Genomic DNA, 19,315 nt, shown 5'->3' with positions numbered 1-19,315 from the left:
CCACTGCAACGGACCGTCGCAGCCTGCCGTCCGCCGAAATCAGGAAACCGGAACTGAAAAAGGGCTCTGTGCAACAGAGCCCTTTTTCGGAATTTCCAAATGGAATGGCAGATTACTTGATCTTGCCTTCCTTATACTCGACATGCTTGCGAACGACCGGGTCGTATTTACGAATGGTCATTTTCTCAGTCATGGTGCGCGCGTTCTTCTTGGTCACATAGAAGTGGCCCGTGCCCGCGGTCGAGTTCAGACGGATCTTGATTGTCGTCGGCTTCGCCATGGTTATCTCCTGCGTCCGAAAAGGCAGGGGCCTTTCGGTTGAATTCCTATGAGCGTGCGCTTTTACGCGCTGCACCGCCTATGTCAAGGCCAATCGGATGATACAGGCACAGGAATCTGATGCAGGTTCAACTAGGCAAGGTTGGCGCGCCCATATACGTGTGAATCTGGTCCCTTTCAGCGTCGGAAAGACCCAGAGCGGTGGACAATTGCCGCAGGTAAGACGCCTCGCGCGCATTGTCCAGACGGATCGCAGCCAGGGAAGTTGCATAGATCTGCGTCTTGAGCGGCGCACCAGAATCAGCCGCCAATCCCATGACGTCAATCGGTGCGTTCAGCTGCTCTTGCACGAATGCGCGCTCTTCCTCGCTGACATCATCGCCCAATTCACCCAGGATGATTTCCTTTTCCTGTTCGTCAAGTTCACCATCTGCCTTGGCAGCCTGAATCATTGCGCGCAGCATGAGTTTTGCCTGCTCTTCCATCGCTGCACCCGCGGGCGTGCCGCCGAACACGGTTTCCATCATGTCACCTGTGTGTTGATTGGCAGTTTTGGCAGCCCCTTGCATGGCGTTCAACAACCCACCCAAACCAGCGGCTCCGGCTGTGCTGCCGCCAACCCCCATCTTGCTCATCATGTCCTGCAAGCCTGACGCGCCACCGGGCAGACCAAATTGTTCTGCCATTTTGCCCAACTGATCCATGCCCAAACCACCGCCGGCACCTTGCATCATGTCTTGCAGTCCGGCCATGCCGCCCATCTTCTGATATTTTTCCATGCCCTTGGCCGCAGCAAATCCAATGGCCACGGACGCCAGCGTTTTCATAAAGCTCATAATCAACCTCCCATATCTTCAAATTGGTTCCGAAAGTCTAACAGCCGAATGCAATCCCGAATACCGTGCTCAACCTGAACGCGACCGGCCCATAGCCCGGCACATGATAAAGCCCAAGGAAGGCATGTAATTTGCGGTTTTGTTTGTACATATCACGGATTCGTGATAGGTTCGCCCATCCAAGAAGCCGAATTCAGGCTCGAAGGCCGAGGCAGCGTGAATGCGTTAAACCTGCAACGAGCAGAGTTGTTTTAGGCGACTTTTCTTGGGGGGGCTATCATGACAGAATGGGCTATTCAGGCCGAAGAACTGGCCAATTGCAATTGCAACTTTGGTTGCCCGTGTCAGTTCAGCGTACTGCCGTCACACGGCAATTGCGAGGCGGTTGTGGTCTTTGACATTCAAAGCGGTCACTACGGTGAAACTGATCTGGGCGGTCTTCGGGCGGCAGGGGTCTATCATTGGCCGGGACCAATTCATGAGGGCAACGGTCAGATGCAGCTGATCATTGATGACAGCGCGACAGCTGAACAGCGGGCTGCGTTGCAAGCAATCATGACCGGTCAGGATACTGATGAAATGGCCACGTTCTGGTATGTCTTCAGCGCCATGGCGCCTTTGAAACATGAAACTCTGTTTGTTCCGATTGAACTGGACTGGAACCGCGAAGAGCGCAGCGGATACGCCAAAGTTACCGGAGTTTTCGATGTTGAGGTCAATCCGATCCCTCATATCGTATCGGGCGCACCTCACCGCGCGTCGATACAGTTGCCGAATGGCTTTGAATACCGCCATGCCGAGGCGGCATCAGGCAGTGCGACTACAACGGGTGGTCAGATCCGGCTGACCTTTGACACAACCCATGCTCATCTGGCGCATCTGAACATCTCGGGCCATGGCGTCTTGGGCGCATAATCAGAGAACACCCATGACCAAACAGAACGCATCGCCCCGGGGCGGGACGGTTGAGTGGTTGCTGAGACAGGACAGCGCGATTGTTCTGGGAAGCGTTCTTCTGATCATCCTCGGTGCAACCTGGTACACGATAGCTGGCGTCGGGATGAACATGTCCGCGGTCGAGATGACCCGGATGGCCGGCCCTGTCGGAGACCCGATGCAAATGGGCCCGGCAGCAGCGTGGAGCGCAAGCTATGCCTTGCTGATTTTTCTGATGTGGTGGGTCATGATGATCGCCATGATGACCCCAAGCGCTGCGCCTGCCGTTCTTCTGTTCATCGCGGTCAAGCGGACAGGGCCTGAAAAGCACCGGACGGTTGCGTTCAGCCTGTGGTTTTTATCCGGCTATCTGGTGGCCTGGGGGGCGTTCAGCCTGATTGCAACCGCATTGCAATGGGGGTTGGAACAAATCGGGTTGTCCGACGGGCCGATGATGACGATTAGTTCGGGTGTCTTCGCAGGAGGCATCCTGCTGGCGGCTGGCGCCTATCAGTTTTCAGCTTTGAAAAACGCATGTCTGCGCCACTGTCAGAGCCCCGCACGTTTTCTGGCCGATCACAACCGACCCGGAACATTCGGTGCATTCCGCACCGGTATCCTGCACGGCACGTATTGTCTGGGATGCTGCTGGGCACTGATGCTGCTGCTTTTCGTCGGAGGGATCATGAACCTCTACTGGATTGTCGGAATTGCCGCGTACGTCGCGCTGGAAAAGCTTCTGCCCGGGGCCCGGTGGCTTGTGCCGGTGACAGGTTTTGCGCTGATCGGCGCTGGCCTTTGGTTCATCACGGCACTGTTGTTTTCTGGCACCTGATTTTGAACGGCCCTGGGGTCGGCTGACTTGAAGACCCAAAAACGATTTGATGTAACAGGAGGTATCAATGCCCATTTTCATTACTTACGCATCTTACTCGCAAGCCGGTGTCAAAGGCATGTTGCAGAAACCCGAGAACCGCACCGGCCCAGTAAAAGCCTTGCTGGAAAAAGTCGGCGGCAGGCTGCTGTCCTTCTACATGACAACCGGCAGCAACGACGTGGTTGTGATCAGCGAAGCCCCAGATGGGACAGACGCCGTGGCCGTTGGCATGGCTGTCGCGGCATCCGGCGCGGTGACCAACATAGAAACGGTCCGTGCCTGGACAGCAGATGAGTTCGTTTCGGTCGCAGAGAAGGCCGCGAAGCTCACAGGGGCGTACACACCGCCCGGTGGGTAAGGGAATACGCGCGGAGGGCCTGTAAGCCGGATCTTGTTCCGGGGTTGCCCCCTTCGATGACCATTCCTCTAGGCCGTGCATTGCTGCGCGGCTCAAGCTGCCAACCCGGTCCCTCTCGGCCAAGACGCGCTTAGCGGCGGTATCGGCTTGCGCCGACCGGCCCGCGCGGGGACCCTATTTGGCATTGCTCCCGGTGGGGCTTGCCGTGCCGCCCCTGTTGCCAGAGGCGCGGTGGGCTCTTACCCCACCGTTTCACCCTTACCCTGAACCAAGGTTCCGGGAGGTCTGATTTCTGTGGCGCTTTCCGTCGGGTTGCCCCGCCCGGGCGTTACCCGGCACCGTTGTCTTGTGGAGTCCGGACTTTCCTCTCGGGCCTTGCGACCCCAGCGGCCATCCGGCCCTCCGCGCGTGGGTTGGGTAGGCTCTGCGGTCGGCGGCGTCAAGGGTGGATGGTTCAGAGAAGGGGCCAGCCCCTTCTTGGCCTGCGGCCAATTCAACCCCGGGATATTATCAGCCAGATGAAGGGCGGATCAGGTGTGCGGGATCAACGGTGCAAGGTCGGCTTGCTGCAAAGGCCCCCTGCCCCATGGGCGGTATCGAAGGCGGACGGCATGCAACAGCGTATCATCGTCTGCATCAGCGCTGAAACCAGCGGCCCGAGCCAGGCTTCGGAACTGGCCCTTTGATGCAGTTAGCGGACCAGCGGCATATCCGCGGGGCGCGGCCAGCAGGTTGCGCTCGAGTCGCAACCAGTCAAATCGCGGACCGGGGTCAAATTTGCGCCCGGGCGCCATGTCCGAATGGCCGATAACACCGTTTGGCAAGATGGCCCAACGGTGCATTATCTGGCGCAACAGCTGTTCCAGCCGGTGCATCTGGGGTTCAGGGAACGGATGCTTGCCGGCGTTGTCCAGCTCGATGCCTATGGAACGAGAGTTGATGTCGGCCCGACCGTGCCATTCTCCGGCACCCGCGTGCCAGGCCCGGTCTTCTTCGCGTACCATCTGCCACAGCGTGCCATCATTGCCGATCAGGTAATGGGCCGAGACCTCGGCCTTTGGGTCGCACAGACGATCCAGAGCCGCCTGCGCGCTGTCCATCGCCGTGTAATGGATCACGATCAAGGATGGTGTCAGACCATCTCGGCGTTCACCAAAATTGGGTGACGGATGCCAGATCGGGTTCAGGGGGTCAGTTGCTGACGGCACTGCGGAACGGGCTCGGGTCCCAGCCACACGCATAACCATCCCCATCCGGGTCCAGACCTTTGCGGTCGCGCTGGGGGCCGCCATTGGACAGAAACTCGATCTGAGCCTGATCAGGGGATGGGAATTGCGCGCAGTTCCTCTGAGCCTTGGCCTGAAGGTTGAAGCCCGAGCGGCTGTAGAGTTGCACACCTACCGGATTGGACGTGCTCAGCGCATATTGCACAATGTTTGTCTGGCCGCTCGCCGTGCGCTCGGGCACTGCCGTCGGGGCCACGAGTTCATACGTCTGGCGGTTCTGCTCGATCCGGGCGGCGTCGGATTCGATGCTGCGGCGTTCGGACACGGCGGCAAAGTCCTGTTCATCCGAAATCGCGCCAGTGTTCGCCACGGGAACCGCCGTAACCGCGGCTGGGTTTTGGCCAGATGTGCTGGCCAATGCCGCCGCGGTCTGGTTGGCGATATCCGCGTTTTCACCCGTGGCAACAGGCGCCGTACCAGGGGCGCCCAGCGGTTGTTGTGAAACTTCGACCGGGGCCAGCAGAGGGTTGCCGGCCGCACCCTGACCTGCCAATTGAGCCTCGCGCTGCGCCTGGTATTCAGGCGTGTTGAAACCCGTGCTGGTCAGCGGTGCGACATCCGTGCACGCCGCTGCCAGTGCAAGAGCGGGGACCAAAAGCAAAACGCGCATAGTTTGGCTCCGTGTCTAGTGCTTCAGTTGCCCGAGGCTTACCACCATTTCCCGGGCTTGGCCACAAAACCGGCCGCGTTTTCCAGCGCATAGGCGGTATTGAGCAGGTCGCCTTCTTCCCAGGGACGTCCGATCAGCTGCAATCCCAGCGGAAGACCTTGTGTGTCCAGCCCTGCGGGGACCGAGACACCGGGCAGTCCGGCCAGGTTCACGGTCACGGTGAAGACATCGTTCAAATACATTTGAACAGGATCTGCTTCGGTCATTTCGCCCAGACCGAAGGCCGCCGATGGGGTTGCCGGGGTCAGGATGGCGTCGACACCGGCCGCGAACACGTCTTCGAAGTCTTTCTTGATCAGCGTGCGCACCTTGCGGGCACGGTTGTAATAGGCGTCATAGAAACCAGCCGACAGAACATAGGTGCCAACCATGACCCGGCGCTGCACTTCGTGGCCAAAGCCCTCGGCGCGGGTTTTTTCGTACATCTCGGTGATGCCATCACCCTGCGCCATCTGTGCACGATGCCCATAGCGGACACCGTCATAGCGGGCGAGGTTCGAAGACGCCTCGGCCGGGGCGATCACATAGTAGGCAGGCAGCGCATACTTGGTGTGCGGCAGCGAGATATCGACAATCTCGGCCCCCGCATCCTTCAGCATCGCGGCACCATCGGCCCAGAGCTTTTCGATCTCGGTGGGCATTCCGTCCATGCGGTATTCCTTGGGGATACCGATCTTCTTGCCCTTGATGTCGCCAGTCAACATCGCTTCGAAATTCGGGACGGCCAGGTCCGCACTGGTCGAATCCTTGGCGTCATGGCCGCACATGGTTTCCAGCATGATCGCGGCGTCGCGGACGTTCTTGGTCATCGGACCGGCCTGATCCAGCGAGGACGCAAACGCCACAATGCCCCAGCGCGAGCATCGGCCATAGGTCGGCTTGATGCCGGTGATCCCGACAAAAGCCGCGGGCTGGCGGATGGAACCGCCGGTATCAGTGCCCGTTGCCGCAAGGCACAGGTCGGCGGCCACAGCGGCCGCGGACCCGCCCGACGAACCGCCCGGTGTCAGCTGCGCATCATCGTTGCCACGACGCCACGGGCTGACCGCGTTGCCATAGACCGATGTTTCGTTGGACGAGCCCATGGCGAATTCGTCCATGTTCAGCTTGCCCAGCATGACTGCGCCTGCGTCGGCCAGTTGCTGTGACACGGTGGATTCGTATTCCGGCTTGAAGCCTTCAAGAATGCCCGACGCGGCTTGTGACGGCACGCCCTTGGTGCAGAACAGGTCCTTGATGCCGATCGGCAGGCCACACATTGACGGAGCGTCCCCGCCCTTGATCCGTTCATCCGCAGCCTTGGCGCGCTCCATCGCGATCTCGGGCGTCTTGTGGACGAATGCGTTCAGCGCATCTGCTTCATCAATGGCTTTCAAGCAGGCTTCTGTCAGCTCAACAGAGGTGACGTCGCCGGCTCGCAACGCGTCGCGGGCCTCGGCCAGGCCCAATTTGTTCAGATCGCTCATGTCTTACTCCACCACTTTGGGGACTGCGAAGAACCCTTCGCGGGCGTCGGGGGCGTTGGCCAGAATCTTGTCCTGCTGATTGCCATCGGTGACTTCGTCCTGACGACGCTTGAGGCGCATGGGTGTGACCGAAACCATCGGCTCGACACCTTCCACATCCACTTCGTTCAGCTGTTCGATGAACCCAAGGATGGTGTTGAACTCGGATGCCAGCGCCGGCAGCGCGTCATCCTCGACCTTGATCCGGGCCAGTTTGGCCACTTTGGCGGCGGTGCTTTGGTCAATCGACATCGGCTTCCCTCATCTACGTTAGGGGGCGTTTACCCGTCTGCAGCGGCAGTCGCAAGACCGGGGTGCCTTGGGCAGGTCCGAGTTTGGAATCCCCCCCCTCTTATGAGGCTATTCAAAACTGAATGACTGGTATGCAAAAAAGTAAACCGAATAGTTCATTATCGATCTTGAAAACTGTACTGTACTGTTCATTTTATTTATGCGACATAACGCAAACCGGAGAAAAACATGAAACCCCTGATAACAGCCGCAGTCTTGTCCGCCACGATTTTGGCCGCACCGGCCATGGCTTTGGGTATCGACACAAGCAACCTGACACGCACGTTGACCTTCCCGTCCCCTATCGCGGAACCGGTCACGCAGGATCAGGTTAAACCTGCCAAGTAACGCGCAGGTCCAAGCCGGGTCAGATATCCCCTCTCTGACCCGGCTGTTTTGCATTTTCGAGGATGCACATCCCTGAGCAAGCCGCTAGCATGACGTCGAATACAGAACAGAACTGCGCCGAGGTTTCGTAGTTCAGGCAAGCCAGTGGAGCAGATGATGAGCGCGCAAAAACAAGCGGTTCTGGACGCAATCGACGCAGCCAATGCAAATGACCCCAACCAAGACGAGGGCCGCCCCGCGGCACTGTTGTATGGCGAACGCATGAGTGCCGAGCTGGGCCGCCTGTTTCCGGATGCTTCCGACGCCCTTCAAATCGCCGCGCGCGGGCAGCATGTGGAACGTTGGAAACTTGCCCGCAGTGAATACCCCGAAGGCCGGGTTGGATATCTGTCATGGCGCAAGGCGCAGGGCGAACACCATTCCGACGTGGTCATGGGGTTGATGGCCCGCGAAGGTTACGATTCAGAACAGATCGAGGCCGCAGGGCGCATGTTGCGCAAACAAGGCATCAAGCGCGACGCGGAAGTGCAGGCGTTGGAAGACGTGATCTGCTTTGTGTTTCTGAAATGGTATTTCCAGCCCTTTGCCGCAAAACACTCGGCCGAGAAAATCCAGAGCATCGTTGAAAAAACGGCCTGCAAGATGTCGCCCGAAGGCCGCGCTCGGGTGTTGAGCGAATTTGATCTGCCCGACCATCTGGCCGCAGCCTTTCAGAACTAGAATCGGACCGGGGCGGTTTCGTTGGCTTCTTGCCATGAGGCTCGGAAGACACACGCGATCCTTCCGCGCCTCAAGGCGCCGGGCCTTTACTAAAACGGCCCCTGACAAGAGCTGCGCGATACACCTCGATCATCCATCCCAGCATGATGGCATTCAGGATATGCCACATGAAATGCGTCCCCACCGGCCATTGCCCGCAAAATGGCAAATCCAGCGCCCGGAACGTGATCGACAGAATCAGGATCAAGGCCCCGATTGTCATCCCTTTGGCCAGGATCATGTCTTGGCCCCGCAGCAGGAACGCATAGATCAGGATCAACAAAGGAACCGGCGCGTAAACCGCCGACCCGCCAAACCCCGGCACAAGCTGGAACAAAGGCGCAACAAGTGCCGCAAAGGGAAGAAACAGAAGCGTACCGCAGATCGCCATTCCGGACGACATGCGACAGATGTCGCGGTTCACCGCAAATATATAGACCAATATGAACAGCAGGATCGGCGCCACATCCGCCAAAGCCGCCCAAACCCGGGCATGGGTGTGAAACAGATAGCTTCCAACCCCGATCATGGCCAAAATCACGACCAGACCTTTGGCCAGCGGCATGTCCTGATCGCGCACGCGCTGCCACATGACCCATGCGGAAATCAGAAAAGCCGCATTTGTGATCGCGTTGATCGGCTCGGCCCAATACTCCGGCGACACGCGTTCGCAATAGCCATCAATTTCTCGAATCCAGTCCATGGAAATTTACATAGCCAATGCTAGGCTGCTGCCAAGACAAGACTTGAGAGGAATTCCGGAATGAACATTATCTGGCTGGGCCATGGCAGTTTTCGCATAGAAACTCAGGGGCAGGTTCTGTTGATCGACCCGTGGCTGACCGGCAACCCGGTCTTGCCCGAAGATCGGCATGATGCCGTGCTGGAAGGGGCGACCCACATTCTTTTGACCCATACGCATTTTGACCACGTGGCCGATGTACTTCCTCTGGCAAAGCACCTGAAAATCCCCGTTGTCGGACAGTATGACCTGATGGGATACTGGAGCGAAGCGGAAGGCATTGAGACCATCGGTTTCAACAAAGGCGGCACCGTCGACCTGAACGGCGTCATGGTGACAATGGTACCGGCCTCTCACAGCTCGACTTTTTCAACACCGGACGGTCTGCGCACTGGTGGCAGTGAGGTCGGCTTCATGATCGCGGCCGAGGGGCGTATGCTCTACGTCTCGGGCGATACCGACATCATGGCCGACATGGAATGGATGGGGGATTACTACAAGCCCGATATCGGAATCCTTTCCGCCGGCGGGCATTTCACCATGGATATGAAAGCCACCGCTTATGCCGCGAAACGGTACTTTGACTTCAAGACGGTCATCCCATGTCACTACCAGACGTTCCCCATTCTGGAACAATCCGCACAGGCATTGATCGACGGGTTGCCCGGGGTCGACGTGATCGAACCTGAGGTCATGAAAGCCATCACCGTCTGACGACAGCGCAGCGCGTCAGCCCGGCTTGTCCTGGCGGCGCGCTTCGAAGAAGGCCTTCAAAAGCGCGGCAGCCTCTTCGCCTGCAATTCCGTCATAGACTTCGGGCACGTGATGCGCCTGTGCATGCGAAAACACGCGCGCGCCATGCGCCACGCCCCCGGATTTGGGGTCTGCCGCACCGTAATAGATCCGCCGGATGCGCGTGGCCGCCAAGGCCGCGGCGCACATCGCGCAAGGCTCCAACGTGACGTAGAGATCATGATCCGGCAGCCGTTCAGAGCCCGCCTGCGCACAGGCGACACGCAAGGCCATGATTTCCGCATGGGCCGTGGGGTCATTCAATTCGCGCGTCCGGTTCCCAGCCGCGGCCACGACCGTTCCGTCCGGTCCGACGACAACGGCCCCCACGGGCACCTCGCCGCGGTCAGCGGCTGCGCGCGCCTCGGCCAGGGCCTGTTGCATATGCGATTTGAACACCATGCCCCCTGACTGCCGCAGAAACCCGCCTTTCGCAAGCGCCCAGGATGCGGTATGGCCCTGACATGAACAAGACCCCACCCCCCGGCGATCGGATCGCCAAAGTCCTGGCTCGCGCTGGCGTAGCATCCCGGCGCGAGGCTGAACGCATGATAGAAGCAGGCCGCGTGGCAGTGAATGGCAAGACCATCGACAGCCCCGCCCTGAACGTGACCGCGAAAGACAAGATCGCAGTCGACGGCAAGCCGGTCTCGGAACCGGAACCGTCGCGTCTGTGGCTGTATCACAAGCCCGCCGGGTTGGTGACGACGACCCGCGACGAAAAAGGACGAGATACAATATTCGACAAGCTGCCTAACGACATGCCACGAGTGATGAGCGTTGGTCGGTTGGACCTGAATTCCGAAGGATTGCTGCTGTTGACCAACGATGGCGGCATCAAGCGCAAGCTGGAACTGCCCTCGACCGGGTGGTTGCGGAAATACCGCGTGCGGGTGAACGGTCGCCCGAAGGACGAGGATTTCGAACCGCTGCGCAAGGGGCTGGTGATCGAGGGAGAACGGTTCCAGCCAATGACCGTCACACTGGATCGCCAGCAGGGCGCAAATGCATGGCTGACGATCGGCTTGCGCGAAGGCAAGAACCGCGAAATCCGCCGCGCGATGGAAGATATCGGCTTTACCGTGAATCGTCTGTTGCGCGTGTCCTACGGCCCCTTCCAGCTTGGGACGCTGAAACAGGGCGAGGTCGAAGAAGTCCGTCGCCGGGTCATGCGGGACCAGCTGGGGCTGGACGCCGAAGACAAACCCGGCAACGCGGCCAAGCGCCCGTCACGGCCCAAAAGAAAACGGCCTCTGATCGGCAAGAATCCCCGTAAGTGATGTGGGTTCGGCAACCTTCCCCCTAGCGCTAAGCCCGCGCATACCCTAAATTTTCAGTGAAAGCTGCTATTTGGGGGGCGTGATGTCCGGAAGCGGAGTGCAAAAACTGGCCTACGCTGTGCTGTTGGTGCTGTTGTTTGGCGTCTGCACTGGTTTGCTCGGAGGTCTGTAAGCCATGGCAAAGCGGTTTGGCGGCAAATACAGCCCACAGGGGGATGAATCGGAAAACACCCCACTGCCGAGGGGGCAGTTTGACGGCGCACGGGTCGAGCCCGCTGGCGCACGTGCGAATATTCTGTTTCTACCCGCCATTCCATTGGTGTTTCTGTCCCTAAACGACGGCGCGATTGGCATGACACTGGGGCTGGTCGCCGCTGGTTTTCTGACGGCGGCTGCATTTTTGCTGCGAGAAGGTCTGAGAGCTGAGGCCGCGTACAATGCCCGCAAAACCGCCCGACGTCCTGCTTTTCCGCGGAAGATATTTGCCAGTGTTCTCACCGGCCTTGGCGCTGGCCTTGCGTCTTACAGGTCCGAGTTTCTGGACGCTGAAGCGGCAGCGCAGGTCAGTTTGTTGGCCCCCGTGCTGTTTGGTGTTGCAGCGACCGTTCTGCATTCTGTCTCCTTCGGGCTTGATCCGATGAAGAACAAGGGCATGGAAGGGGTCGACACTTTTCAGCAGGACCGCGTGGCCCGCGTGGTCGATGATGCCGAGAAACACTTGTCGGAAATGACGAATGCCATAAAACGCGCTGGTGACCGCAGGGTCGAAGCCCGCGTCGAACGGTTTCAGGACACCGCGCGGGATTTGTTTCGCACGGTCGAGGAAGACCCGCGAGATCTGGCCGGTGCTAGAAAGTACCTGACCGTGTACTTGCAAGGCGCACGCGACGCGACCGTTAAGTTTGCTGATGTCTACGCCCGAACCCGCGATGCGCAGGCGCTTGCGGATTACTCTGCTTTGCTGGACGATCTGGAACAGAATTTCGCCGCGCGAACGCGGAAAATGCTTTTGGATGACCGCAGTGATCTGACGGTCGAAATTGACGTGTTGCGTGAAAGACTGCAGCGCGAAGGCGTCCGGCTGGACTGACCGGCCATTATTTGAGCGAGGAACATACCCATGTCCGATGAGATCAAGAACAAGGCAGTTCAGGCCCAAACACTGGTACAGGAAGTCACCGCAGTTGCCCTGCCCGAACCGCAGGCCGAGGTCGTGTCGTTGGAGGAAGCCGACGAACCCGTCAGCGCCGAAATCCGCAAGCGGATGGATGAAATCGACATGGGCAACACCAATTCGATTGTCGCGTTCGGCTCGTCCGCGCAGGCCGAGTTGCAGGAGATCAGCCAGGCCATGCTTGCGGATGTGCGCAACAAGGATGTCGGCCCGGCCGGTGACAGCCTGCGCAATATCGTGACCACGATCCGCGGTTTCTCGGTCAGTGAACTTGACGTGCGGCGCGAGCGCAGCTGGTGGGAGAAACTGTTGGGCAGGGCTGCGCCTTTTGCCAAATTTACCGCCCAGTACGAAGAGGTTCAGGGCCAGATCGATCGCATTACCGACGATCTTCTGGGACATGAGCATACGCTGCTCAAGGATATCAAATCGCTGGATCTGCTGTATGAGAAGACCTTGGGCTTTTATGACGAACTGGCGCTGTACATCGCTGCGGGCGAAGAGAAGCTGACCGAGCTGGACAGCCACGACATCCCTGAAAAGGAAGCCGAAGTTCAGGCCGCTCCGGAAGACCAGCAAGTGATGAAGGCACAGGAACTGCGTGACATCCGTGCGGCGCGTGACGACCTAGAACGCCGGGTTCATGACCTGAAACTGACACGACAGGTCACGATGCAGTCGCTGCCGTCGATCCGTTTGGTTCAGGAAAACGACAAATCGCTGGTCACCAAGATCAACTCGACGCTGGTAAACACGGTACCGCTGTGGGAAACGCAGCTGGCCCAGGCGGTTACGATACAACGCAGCGCCGAAGCCGCCGCCGCGGTGCGGGATGCGAACGACCTGACGAACGAGCTTTTGACTTCGAATGCGGCCAACCTGCGCGAATCGAACAAGATGATCCGCCAAGAGATGGAGCGCGGCGTGTTCGACATCGAAGCGGTCAAGCAGGCCAATGCCGACCTGATTGGCACCATCAACGAAAGCCTTGCCATTGCGGACGAAGGCAAAGCCAAACGCGCCGCAGCCGAGGCTGAGTTGCAGAAGATGGAAAAGGAACTGCGCGACACTTTGGCGGCCGCCAAAGCGCGCCGCGACGGAACCGGCGACAATGCCGGTACGGCGGTTCCCGGCTGAGGGCGGGATCGGCGTGCGGGCCTTCGGTTACTTGAAAGGAACCTTGGGGATGGTGTCGCTCTTGGCTCTGGCCAATTGCGATGAAACCCTGACGTCATCTGTTGTTCCGCAACCTCGCCCGACACCCGCACCCGTGGCAGCCAATGCCTATGTGCCACCGTCAGCCGCAAGTCAGGATCTGGCGCGTTTTTATCAGCGGGTTGAACGGGATTTGCTGGTGCGAGGGCTTTTACGCACCGATGGGGGCGGTCCGGACACCCCCTATGATGCCGATGATCTGGCGCGGAATTTCGAAGCGATTGCGTTCTACAGCGAATATCCGACGCAAAGCGTCGCGGCTGGCTCGCGTCAGACCGACGGGCAACTCAGCCGGTGGCTCGGCTCTGTCCGCATACAGACCGAGTTCGGGCCCTCCGTGCTTCCTTCTGCACGGCAGCAAGATGCGGATCAGGTTCGGTCCTTTGCCACCCGACTGGCCAGATTGACCGATCATCCGGTTTCCGTCGTCTCTCGCAACGCCAATTTCCATGTCTTTATTGCAGGCAAGGACGACAGCGCCTATATCGTATCCCGCCTGAAACAGCTGATCCCAAATATCAGTCAGGACTCGCTGAATCTGGTGGCCAATCCACGCGCCAATTTCGATTGCCTGGTGATTGCATCGGCAACGACGTCTTCACCACACAGATACGTGCGTGCCGTTTCCCTTATCCGGGCCGAATTGACGGATCTGGGCCGCCAAAGCTGCATTCACGAAGAAATAGCTCAGGGTCTTGGCCTGTCCAATGACAGCCCGGCAGCGCGGCCTTCGATTTTCAATGATGATGACGAATTTGCCCTGCTGACCAGTCACGACGAAAAGCTGCTGACGATGTTGTATGACCCACGGTTGCAGCCCGGCATAGACGTTGATGAAGCGCGACCCATTGTACGAATAATCGCACATGAATTGATGGGGCAGCCGCTCTGACCCCGATGACAGGAGAACCCAGATGGGAATTTTCGATTTTCTGACCGGAGAATTCATTGATGTCATTCATTGGGTGGACGACACCCGTGACACGATGGTCTGGCGGTTCGAACGTGAGGGCCACGAGATCAAGTATGGCGCCAAGCTGACCGTGCGCGAGGGCCAGGCGGCCGTATTCGTGCATGAAGGCCAGCTGGCCGACGTGTTCACGCCGGGCCTCTACATGCTTGAAACCAACAACATGCCGATCATGACGACGCTGCAACATTGGGATCACGGGTTCCAGTCGCCGTTCAAGTCCGAGATCTATTTCGTCAACACGACCCGGTTCAACGACCTGAAATGGGGCACCAAGAACCCGATCATGCTGCGCGATCCCGAATTCGGCCCCACCCGGATCCGCGCCTATGGCACCTACACGATCCGGGTGAAGGACCCGGCCCGTTTCCTGGTCGAGATCGTGGGCACCGACGGTGAGTTCACCATGGACGAGATTAGCTTTCAGATCCGCAACATCATCGTGCAGGAATTCAGCCGAGTGATCGCGGGCTCGGGCATCCCGGTTCTGGACATGGCTGCAAACACCGCCGATCTGGGCAAGCTGATCGCGGCCGAGGTCTCGCCCGTACTGGACGGCTATGGGCTGGAGATGCCGGAATTCTACATCGAGAACATCTCGTTGCCGCCGGCGGTCGAGGCGGCGCTGGACAAGCGCACCTCGATGGGTCTGGCGGGGGATCTGGGCAAGTTCACCCAGTATTCCGCGGCCGAGGCGATGACGGCGGCAGCCAGTTCCCCGGGCGGAGGCGGCGGCATGGGCGCTGGCCTTGGTATGGGAATGGGCATGGCGATGGCGAACCAGATGTCGAACATGGCAGCGGGTCAGTCGTCAGGCCCGTGGGGCGCGCCCGCGCCCGCTGCCCCGCAACCGGCCGCACATGTGGCCCCGCCGCCTCCGCCGCCGGTCGAGCATGTCTGGCACATTGCGGTGGACGGACAGACCAGCGGCCCGTTCTCGAAGGCCAAGATGGGCCGCATGGCCAGTGAGGGCGAGATCACGCGCGACACCTACGTGTGGACGCCCGGTCAGGACGGCTGGAAGAAGGCGGGTGAGGTGCAGGAACTGGCGCAGCTGTTCACCATTCTGCCTCCGCCCCCGCCCGGCGCATGAGGGCACCGCATGGCCGGCCTTGGAAAGCGTTCGAAAAAGGGCAGGCGCAGAACGCGGCCCGAACCGCATTTCGTCTGCCCCTGCTGCGACTATGTCACCCTTTCGGAACGTGGACAGTACCTGATCTGCCCGATCTGTTTCTGGGAGGACGAGGACATCCAATATGACACGAACCTGCGCGAGCCTTCGGCGGCCAATCACGGCCTGACATTGGCTGAGGGGCGTAAAAACTTCAAGACGATCGGGGCCTGCGAGGCCGCGATGCTGCCGCATGTCCTGCCTGCGGAAGACCGCGCGGACTATCTCTACTTCCCTCTCAAGGACTGAGCGTAGCATGACGGATGCCCCTGCCCCATCGCCTGATTTCGCGGAACATCGTTTCCCGTGTGACCAGTGCGGCGCCGATTATCGGTTCGATCCAAAATCCGGCACGCTGATCTGCGATCACTGTGGCCATTCCGAACCGATCGGTGCCGGCACCTGGGGCGGCGCCAGCCTGCGCGAGCTGGATTTCGACGCTGCCATCGCCGACCGCCTGCCCGACAGCGAAATCGAAGAGACGCGGGTTCTGTCCTGCCCGAACTGTGCAGCGCAGGTTGAATTCGATCCCAACACCCATGCTTCGGAATGCCCGTTCTGCGCCACCCCGGTCGTGACGGACACCGGGATGAACCGGCATATCAAACCGAAGGGCGTTCTGCCTTTTGCGCTGGACGAACGCGCCGCCCACAAAGCCATGAGCGACTGGCTGGGGCGGCTGTGGTTCGCGCCGAACGGGTTGAAGGATTATGCCCGCAAGGGCCGCAGGATGCAGGGCATCTATGTGCCGTACTGGACCTTCGACGCCGATACGAAGTCGGCCTATCGCGGAGAGCGCGGAATAGTCTACTATGAAACCCGCACCGTCATGCGGGATGGCAAACGGGTGCAACAACAGGTGCCCAAGGTCCGCTGGACGCCCAAGTCCGGCCGGGTGGCGCGGTTTTTTGACGACGTGTTGGTGTTGGCCTCAAGGTCCCTGCCCAAGGCTTACACGGATGCTCTGGAGCCTTGGGATCTCCCGGCTCTGGAACCCTACCAGCCAGAGTACCTCGCCGGTTTCCGGGCCGAGGCCTATACGGTCGAGCTGAAAGATGGATATGCCGAGGCACGCGCTTATATGGCCCGCGTGATCGAGCGGGACGTGCGGTTTGATATTGGGGGCGACAGGCAACGCATCCATGCAGTGGACACCGATGTGCGCGATGTCACGTTCAAGCATATCCTGCTGCCGGTCTGGTTGGCGGCGTACAAGTATCGCGGTCAGACCTATCGTTTCGTGGTGAACGGCCGGACCGGCCGGGTTCAAGGAGAACGCCCCTGGTCGGCAATCAAGGTCACGATCGCCGTTGTGCTTGGCCTGCTGGTTGCGGCAGGCATCGGATACCTCATGGCGACCGGACAGCAATGACCTTCGGGGGCCGCAGCCAAAATCTGTGCGGCGGAACCCCTTGAACATCCCCGGCTTCTCACCCATCCTGCCGCCGGCTGCCCCGGAGGAGAAGACGACGTGACCCTGGCCGATCTGAACACGCTTCTGACTGCGCGCCATTCCTGCCGCGCCTTTCGGCCTGACCCGGTGCCACGTGGTGACATCGAACAGATCGTGACCAGCGCGTCCCGGGTGCCGAGCTGGTGCAATGCGCAACCTTGGCAATTGGTCATCACCAGCGGAGACGAAACCGACAGGTTCCGCGACGCGATGTCAAACGAAGCCAGGAACGGCACGCCGGCCCCCGATCTTCCTTTTCCCGTTTCCTACTCCGGCGTGTATCAAGACCGCCGCCGGACGTGCGGCTGGGCGCTCTACCGCGCGGTTGGCGTAGAACGGGGGGACCGTAAAGGATCGGCGCAGCAAATGATGCAGAACTTCGCCCTTTTTGGCGCACCACATTGTGCCATCATCTCAAGCCCGGCAGAGCTGGGACCTTATGGTGCAATGGATTGCGGCGGCTTTGTCACGGCTTTTGCGCTCGCCGCTCAGGCTTTGGGCGTGGCGACCATCCCGCAAGCGGCATTGGCGGCGTACAGCCCGTTTTTGCATCAGTATTTTCAGATCCCCGATGACCGGTTGATCCTGTGCGCAATTTCCTTTGGCTATTCGGATATGGATCATCCTGCAAACAGCTTCCGTACGGAACGCGCGGCATTGGGTGACTTTGTGGACTGGCGCGGCTAAACCGTCGCTCAGGCAGGCTCAACGTTTCGGGGGAGGAACCAAGTGCGCGCATTGCTGCAAAGGGTGACACAGGCCAAAGTGTCGGTCGAAGGCACCGTCATCGGCAAAACTGGTCCCGGGCTCATGATTCTTGTCTGCGCCATGCAGGGCGATAGAAAGGCACAGGCAGAAAAATTGGCCGAGAAAGCCGCAAAACTGCGGATTTTCAAGGATGACGCCGGCAAGATGAACCGCTCGCTTCTGGATGTTGAAGGCTCTGCTTTGGTGGTAAGCCAGTTCACACTGGCGGCGGACACCTCCAGCGGCAATCGTCCCGGATTTTCAAACGCGGCCCCGCCCGAGTTGGGAGAGCAATTGTACAAGGTCTTCGCAGAGCACCTTGCCGCGCAGGGGATCGCGGTGGAAACCGGACAGTTCGGCGCGGACATGGCGGTTGAGCTTGTAAATGACGGGCCGGTCACGATCTGGGTGGAGAATTGATGGATATTGAAAAGCAAGCTGTCAGGTTGTGGCAGGCCGGTGTTGATGCCGTCGGCGGGTATAAGGCCACCCTGGCCGCCTTGCCTGATGTCCCGAAACCAGACCGTATTCTGGCCGTGGGCAAACCCGCCGCAGCCATGGCGCGGGCTGCGCTGGAACATTTCGGCGCCATCCCCACGCTTGTGGTCACCAAAGACGGGCATGGCCACGACCTGCCGGCTGGGGTCGAGGTGATCGAAGCATCACACCCCGTTCCGGACGACCGCAGCGTGGCGGGCGGGCGGGCGCTGCGCCTGGCCATGGATCAGATGGGGCCCGGATCACATGTTCTGCTGCTGGTCTCGGGCGGCGCGTCATCCCTGGCCGAAGACCTGCTTCCCGGAACATCGCTGGCGGATCTCGAGGCGTTGAACCGCGAACTGCTGTCCAAAGGGCTGGATATCCGCGCAATGAATGCCGAGCGGCGCAAGCTGTCGCGCATCAAGGGCGGCGGCCTGCTGTCCCATTTCGCCGGAGACCGTGCCACTGTTCTGGCGATATCGGATGTGCCCGGAGACGATCTGAACGTCATCGGTTCGGGAATCGGAGCATTGCCCGACAATCATTCCTTTGCCGCCAGCACCCGGATCGTTGCTTCGAACGCGCATGCCCGCAGTGCCGCTGCCAAAGCAGCGGAAACAATGGGGCTGAGGGTCTTGATCAATGATGAGTCTCTGCACGACGACTATTTGCAGGTCGCGGCGCGTCTTGGGCCCTTGCTGCGTGGAATGGAAAAGGGCGTGATGATCTTTGGCGGAGAACCGACCGTGGTCTTGCCTGATCACCCGGGACGTGGCGGCAGAAATCAAGCCCTTGCGCTTGCTTTGGCAAAAGAGATCGCGGGGCAGACGGATCTCGCGGTGATCGTGGGCGGCACCGACGGCACGGATGGCCCGACAAATGCGGCGGGTGGAATCATAACAGGAAAGACTTGGAGTGATGGCGCCGAACGCGCTCTTCACAAAGCCGACAGCGGATCATTCCTGGAAAAAGCGCACGGCCTGCTGACAACCGGACCAACCGGCACCAACGTCATGGACCTGGTTGTCGCGATACGTGGATGATTTGACGCTTATCATGCCGCTTTGGCCCGCAATCGACCGGAAACTACCCGAAAATGCAGAATGTACCTGAACACCCACTCAGCAATTGCCGCACACCGGACAA

24 protein-coding genes and 1 other RNA gene are annotated in these 19,315 nt (G+C 59.7%); 16 read left to right on the top strand and 9 right to left on the bottom strand.

What is annotated here, in order from left to right:
- Positions 1 to 112: 112 nt before the first annotated feature.
- Complete coding sequence (gene rpmG / locus GS605_RS01565) at positions 113 to 280, bottom strand: 50S ribosomal protein L33 (protein WP_037309480.1); 168 nt, start codon at positions 278 to 280, stop codon at positions 113 to 115.
- 127 nt (positions 281 to 407) lie between these two features.
- On the bottom strand, positions 408 to 1,115 hold the full coding sequence (locus GS605_RS01560; RefSeq protein WP_171630826.1) for a DUF533 domain-containing protein: 708 nt from the start codon (positions 1,113 to 1,115) through the stop codon (positions 408 to 410).
- Between the two features lie 279 nt (positions 1,116 to 1,394).
- On the opposite strand from GS605_RS01560, the gene GS605_RS01555 reads away from it, so the two are divergent.
- The 3 genes from GS605_RS01555 (at position 1,395) to GS605_RS01545 (ending at position 3,286) form a co-directional block, all read left to right on the top strand.
- Complete coding sequence (locus GS605_RS01555) at positions 1,395 to 2,030, top strand: DUF1326 domain-containing protein (protein WP_171630824.1); 636 nt, start codon at positions 1,395 to 1,397, stop codon at positions 2,028 to 2,030.
- 13 nt (positions 2,031 to 2,043) lie between these two features.
- Complete coding sequence (locus GS605_RS01550; protein ID WP_171630822.1) at positions 2,044 to 2,886, top strand: DUF2182 domain-containing protein; 843 nt, start codon at positions 2,044 to 2,046, stop codon at positions 2,884 to 2,886.
- Positions 2,887 to 2,953: 67 nt separating this feature from the next.
- On the top strand, positions 2,954 to 3,286 hold the full coding sequence (locus tag GS605_RS01545; protein WP_171722862.1) for a GYD domain-containing protein: 333 nt from the start codon (positions 2,954 to 2,956) through the stop codon (positions 3,284 to 3,286).
- A gap of 6 nt (positions 3,287 to 3,292) precedes the next feature.
- On the opposite strand, the gene rnpB is transcribed toward GS605_RS01545, so the two are convergent.
- The 5 genes from rnpB to gatC form a co-directional block, all read right to left on the bottom strand.
- Positions 3,293 to 3,692, bottom strand: an RNA gene (rnpB, locus tag GS605_RS01540) — RNase P RNA component class A.
- A gap of 124 nt (positions 3,693 to 3,816) precedes the next feature.
- A complete protein-coding gene (locus GS605_RS01535; protein WP_253283230.1) occupies positions 3,817 to 4,527 on the bottom strand; it encodes an N-acetylmuramoyl-L-alanine amidase in 711 nt (236 codons plus the stop codon).
- A complete protein-coding gene (locus GS605_RS01530; RefSeq protein WP_171722861.1) occupies positions 4,478 to 5,182 on the bottom strand; it encodes a hypothetical protein in 705 nt (234 codons plus the stop codon). Before GS605_RS01530 ends, GS605_RS01535 begins: the two co-directional genes overlap by 50 nt.
- Before the next feature lie 38 nt (positions 5,183 to 5,220).
- On the bottom strand, positions 5,221 to 6,708 hold the full coding sequence (gene gatA / locus GS605_RS01525) for an Asp-tRNA(Asn)/Glu-tRNA(Gln) amidotransferase subunit GatA (RefSeq protein ID WP_171630817.1): 1,488 nt from the start codon (positions 6,706 to 6,708) through the stop codon (positions 5,221 to 5,223).
- A 3-nt stretch (positions 6,709 to 6,711) separates the two neighbouring features.
- Complete coding sequence (gene gatC / locus GS605_RS01520) at positions 6,712 to 6,999, bottom strand: Asp-tRNA(Asn)/Glu-tRNA(Gln) amidotransferase subunit GatC (protein WP_117868236.1); 288 nt, start codon at positions 6,997 to 6,999, stop codon at positions 6,712 to 6,714.
- Positions 7,000 to 7,227: 228 nt separating this feature from the next.
- Here gatC and GS605_RS01515 point away from each other — a divergent pair, with 228 nt between their 5' ends.
- Together GS605_RS01515 and GS605_RS01510 are read left to right on the top strand one after the other, a co-directional pair.
- Positions 7,228 to 7,386, top strand: coding sequence for a hypothetical protein (locus GS605_RS01515; protein WP_170343617.1), 159 nt, complete (start codon positions 7,228 to 7,230; stop codon positions 7,384 to 7,386).
- A gap of 156 nt (positions 7,387 to 7,542) precedes the next feature.
- Positions 7,543 to 8,106: a DUF4202 domain-containing protein gene (locus tag GS605_RS01510; RefSeq protein ID WP_171722860.1), complete on the top strand. Its 564-nt coding sequence runs from the start codon at positions 7,543 to 7,545 to the stop codon at positions 8,104 to 8,106.
- 70 nt (positions 8,107 to 8,176) lie between these two features.
- On the opposite strand, the gene GS605_RS01505 is transcribed toward GS605_RS01510, so the two are convergent.
- Positions 8,177 to 8,848, bottom strand: a complete 672-nt coding sequence (locus GS605_RS01505) for a ceramidase domain-containing protein (protein WP_171722859.1) — start codon at positions 8,846 to 8,848, stop codon at positions 8,177 to 8,179.
- Between the two features lie 60 nt (positions 8,849 to 8,908).
- Here GS605_RS01505 and GS605_RS01500 point away from each other — a divergent pair, with 60 nt between their 5' ends.
- Positions 8,909 to 9,601, top strand: coding sequence for a metal-dependent hydrolase (locus tag GS605_RS01500; protein WP_171630810.1), 693 nt, complete (start codon positions 8,909 to 8,911; stop codon positions 9,599 to 9,601).
- 15 nt (positions 9,602 to 9,616) lie between these two features.
- Here the strand turns inward: GS605_RS01500 and GS605_RS01495 are convergent, their stop codons facing one another.
- Positions 9,617 to 10,081, bottom strand: a complete 465-nt coding sequence (locus tag GS605_RS01495) for a nucleoside deaminase (protein ID WP_171722858.1) — start codon at positions 10,079 to 10,081, stop codon at positions 9,617 to 9,619.
- 62 nt (positions 10,082 to 10,143) lie between these two features.
- Between GS605_RS01495 and GS605_RS01490 the strand changes: the two genes are divergently transcribed.
- From GS605_RS01490 to GS605_RS01445, 10 genes are all read left to right on the top strand, one after another.
- Positions 10,144 to 10,959, top strand: a complete 816-nt coding sequence (locus GS605_RS01490) for a pseudouridine synthase (RefSeq protein ID WP_171722857.1) — start codon at positions 10,144 to 10,146, stop codon at positions 10,957 to 10,959.
- Between the two features lie 175 nt (positions 10,960 to 11,134).
- A complete protein-coding gene (locus GS605_RS01485; protein ID WP_171722856.1) occupies positions 11,135 to 12,049 on the top strand; it encodes a 5-bromo-4-chloroindolyl phosphate hydrolysis family protein in 915 nt (304 codons plus the stop codon).
- Between the two features lie 30 nt (positions 12,050 to 12,079).
- A complete protein-coding gene (locus GS605_RS01480) occupies positions 12,080 to 13,270 on the top strand; it encodes a toxic anion resistance protein (RefSeq protein WP_171722855.1) in 1,191 nt (396 codons plus the stop codon).
- Between the two features lie 49 nt (positions 13,271 to 13,319).
- Entirely contained in the window at positions 13,320 to 14,240 is a 921-nt protein-coding gene (locus GS605_RS01475; RefSeq protein ID WP_171630800.1) for a DUF2927 domain-containing protein, read from the top strand.
- A 22-nt stretch (positions 14,241 to 14,262) separates the two neighbouring features.
- Positions 14,263 to 15,411, top strand: coding sequence for an SPFH domain-containing protein (locus GS605_RS01470; protein WP_171630798.1), 1,149 nt, complete (start codon positions 14,263 to 14,265; stop codon positions 15,409 to 15,411).
- Between the two features lie 9 nt (positions 15,412 to 15,420).
- Positions 15,421 to 15,738 (top strand): CPCC family cysteine-rich protein, encoded by a 318-nt coding sequence (locus GS605_RS01465; protein WP_171722854.1) that lies wholly within the window; start codon positions 15,421 to 15,423, stop codon positions 15,736 to 15,738.
- Between the two features lie 7 nt (positions 15,739 to 15,745).
- Positions 15,746 to 16,861, top strand: coding sequence for a TFIIB-type zinc finger domain-containing protein (locus GS605_RS01460; protein WP_171722853.1), 1,116 nt, complete (start codon positions 15,746 to 15,748; stop codon positions 16,859 to 16,861).
- A 99-nt stretch (positions 16,862 to 16,960) separates the two neighbouring features.
- Complete coding sequence (locus GS605_RS01455) at positions 16,961 to 17,629, top strand: nitroreductase (protein ID WP_171630793.1); 669 nt, start codon at positions 16,961 to 16,963, stop codon at positions 17,627 to 17,629.
- A gap of 42 nt (positions 17,630 to 17,671) precedes the next feature.
- Entirely contained in the window at positions 17,672 to 18,109 is a 438-nt protein-coding gene (dtd, locus tag GS605_RS01450; protein ID WP_171722852.1) for a D-aminoacyl-tRNA deacylase, read from the top strand.
- Positions 18,109 to 19,212, top strand: coding sequence for a glycerate kinase (locus GS605_RS01445; protein WP_171722851.1), 1,104 nt, complete (start codon positions 18,109 to 18,111; stop codon positions 19,210 to 19,212). Before dtd ends, GS605_RS01445 begins: the two co-directional genes overlap by 1 nt.
- Positions 19,213 to 19,315: the final 103 nt, after the last annotated feature.

It is taken from the genome of Ruegeria sp. HKCCD7559 (assembly GCF_013110575.1).
Classification (GTDB): domain Bacteria; phylum Pseudomonadota; class Alphaproteobacteria; order Rhodobacterales; family Rhodobacteraceae; genus Ruegeria.
This window is presented reverse-complemented; position numbering and strand designations above follow the sequence as displayed.

Excerpts from the sequence above, each read along its gene's own strand:
- rpmG (WP_037309480.1), bottom strand. The coding sequence starts at position 280 with ATGGCGAAGCCGACGACAATCAAGATCCGTCTGAACTCGACCGCGGGC.
- GS605_RS01560 (WP_171630826.1), bottom strand. The coding sequence starts at position 1,115 with ATGAGCTTTATGAAAACGCTGGCGTCCGTGGCCATTGGATTTGCTGCG.
- GS605_RS01555 (WP_171630824.1), top strand. The coding sequence starts at position 1,395 with ATGACAGAATGGGCTATTCAGGCCGAAGAACTGGCCAATTGCAATTGC.
- GS605_RS01550 (WP_171630822.1), top strand. The coding sequence starts at position 2,044 with ATGACCAAACAGAACGCATCGCCCCGGGGCGGGACGGTTGAGTGGTTG.
- GS605_RS01545 (WP_171722862.1), top strand. The coding sequence starts at position 2,954 with ATGCCCATTTTCATTACTTACGCATCTTACTCGCAAGCCGGTGTCAAA.
- GS605_RS01535 (WP_253283230.1), bottom strand. The coding sequence starts at position 4,527 with ATGCGTGTGGCTGGGACCCGAGCCCGTTCCGCAGTGCCGTCAGCAACT.
- GS605_RS01530 (WP_171722861.1), bottom strand. The coding sequence starts at position 5,182 with ATGCGCGTTTTGCTTTTGGTCCCCGCTCTTGCACTGGCAGCGGCGTGC.
- gatA (WP_171630817.1), bottom strand. The coding sequence starts at position 6,708 with ATGAGCGATCTGAACAAATTGGGCCTGGCCGAGGCCCGCGACGCGTTG.
- gatC (WP_117868236.1), bottom strand. The coding sequence starts at position 6,999 with ATGTCGATTGACCAAAGCACCGCCGCCAAAGTGGCCAAACTGGCCCGG.
- GS605_RS01515 (WP_170343617.1), top strand. The coding sequence starts at position 7,228 with ATGAAACCCCTGATAACAGCCGCAGTCTTGTCCGCCACGATTTTGGCC.
- GS605_RS01510 (WP_171722860.1), top strand. The coding sequence starts at position 7,543 with ATGAGCGCGCAAAAACAAGCGGTTCTGGACGCAATCGACGCAGCCAAT.
- GS605_RS01505 (WP_171722859.1), bottom strand. The coding sequence starts at position 8,848 with ATGGACTGGATTCGAGAAATTGATGGCTATTGCGAACGCGTGTCGCCG.
- GS605_RS01500 (WP_171630810.1), top strand. The coding sequence starts at position 8,909 with ATGAACATTATCTGGCTGGGCCATGGCAGTTTTCGCATAGAAACTCAG.
- GS605_RS01495 (WP_171722858.1), bottom strand. The coding sequence starts at position 10,081 with ATGGTGTTCAAATCGCATATGCAACAGGCCCTGGCCGAGGCGCGCGCA.
- GS605_RS01490 (WP_171722857.1), top strand. The coding sequence starts at position 10,144 with ATGAACAAGACCCCACCCCCCGGCGATCGGATCGCCAAAGTCCTGGCT.
- GS605_RS01485 (WP_171722856.1), top strand. The coding sequence starts at position 11,135 with ATGGCAAAGCGGTTTGGCGGCAAATACAGCCCACAGGGGGATGAATCG.
- GS605_RS01480 (WP_171722855.1), top strand. The coding sequence starts at position 12,080 with ATGTCCGATGAGATCAAGAACAAGGCAGTTCAGGCCCAAACACTGGTA.
- GS605_RS01475 (WP_171630800.1), top strand. The coding sequence starts at position 13,320 with ATGGTGTCGCTCTTGGCTCTGGCCAATTGCGATGAAACCCTGACGTCA.
- GS605_RS01470 (WP_171630798.1), top strand. The coding sequence starts at position 14,263 with ATGGGAATTTTCGATTTTCTGACCGGAGAATTCATTGATGTCATTCAT.
- GS605_RS01465 (WP_171722854.1), top strand. The coding sequence starts at position 15,421 with ATGGCCGGCCTTGGAAAGCGTTCGAAAAAGGGCAGGCGCAGAACGCGG.
- GS605_RS01460 (WP_171722853.1), top strand. The coding sequence starts at position 15,746 with ATGACGGATGCCCCTGCCCCATCGCCTGATTTCGCGGAACATCGTTTC.
- GS605_RS01445 (WP_171722851.1), top strand. The coding sequence starts at position 18,109 with ATGGATATTGAAAAGCAAGCTGTCAGGTTGTGGCAGGCCGGTGTTGAT.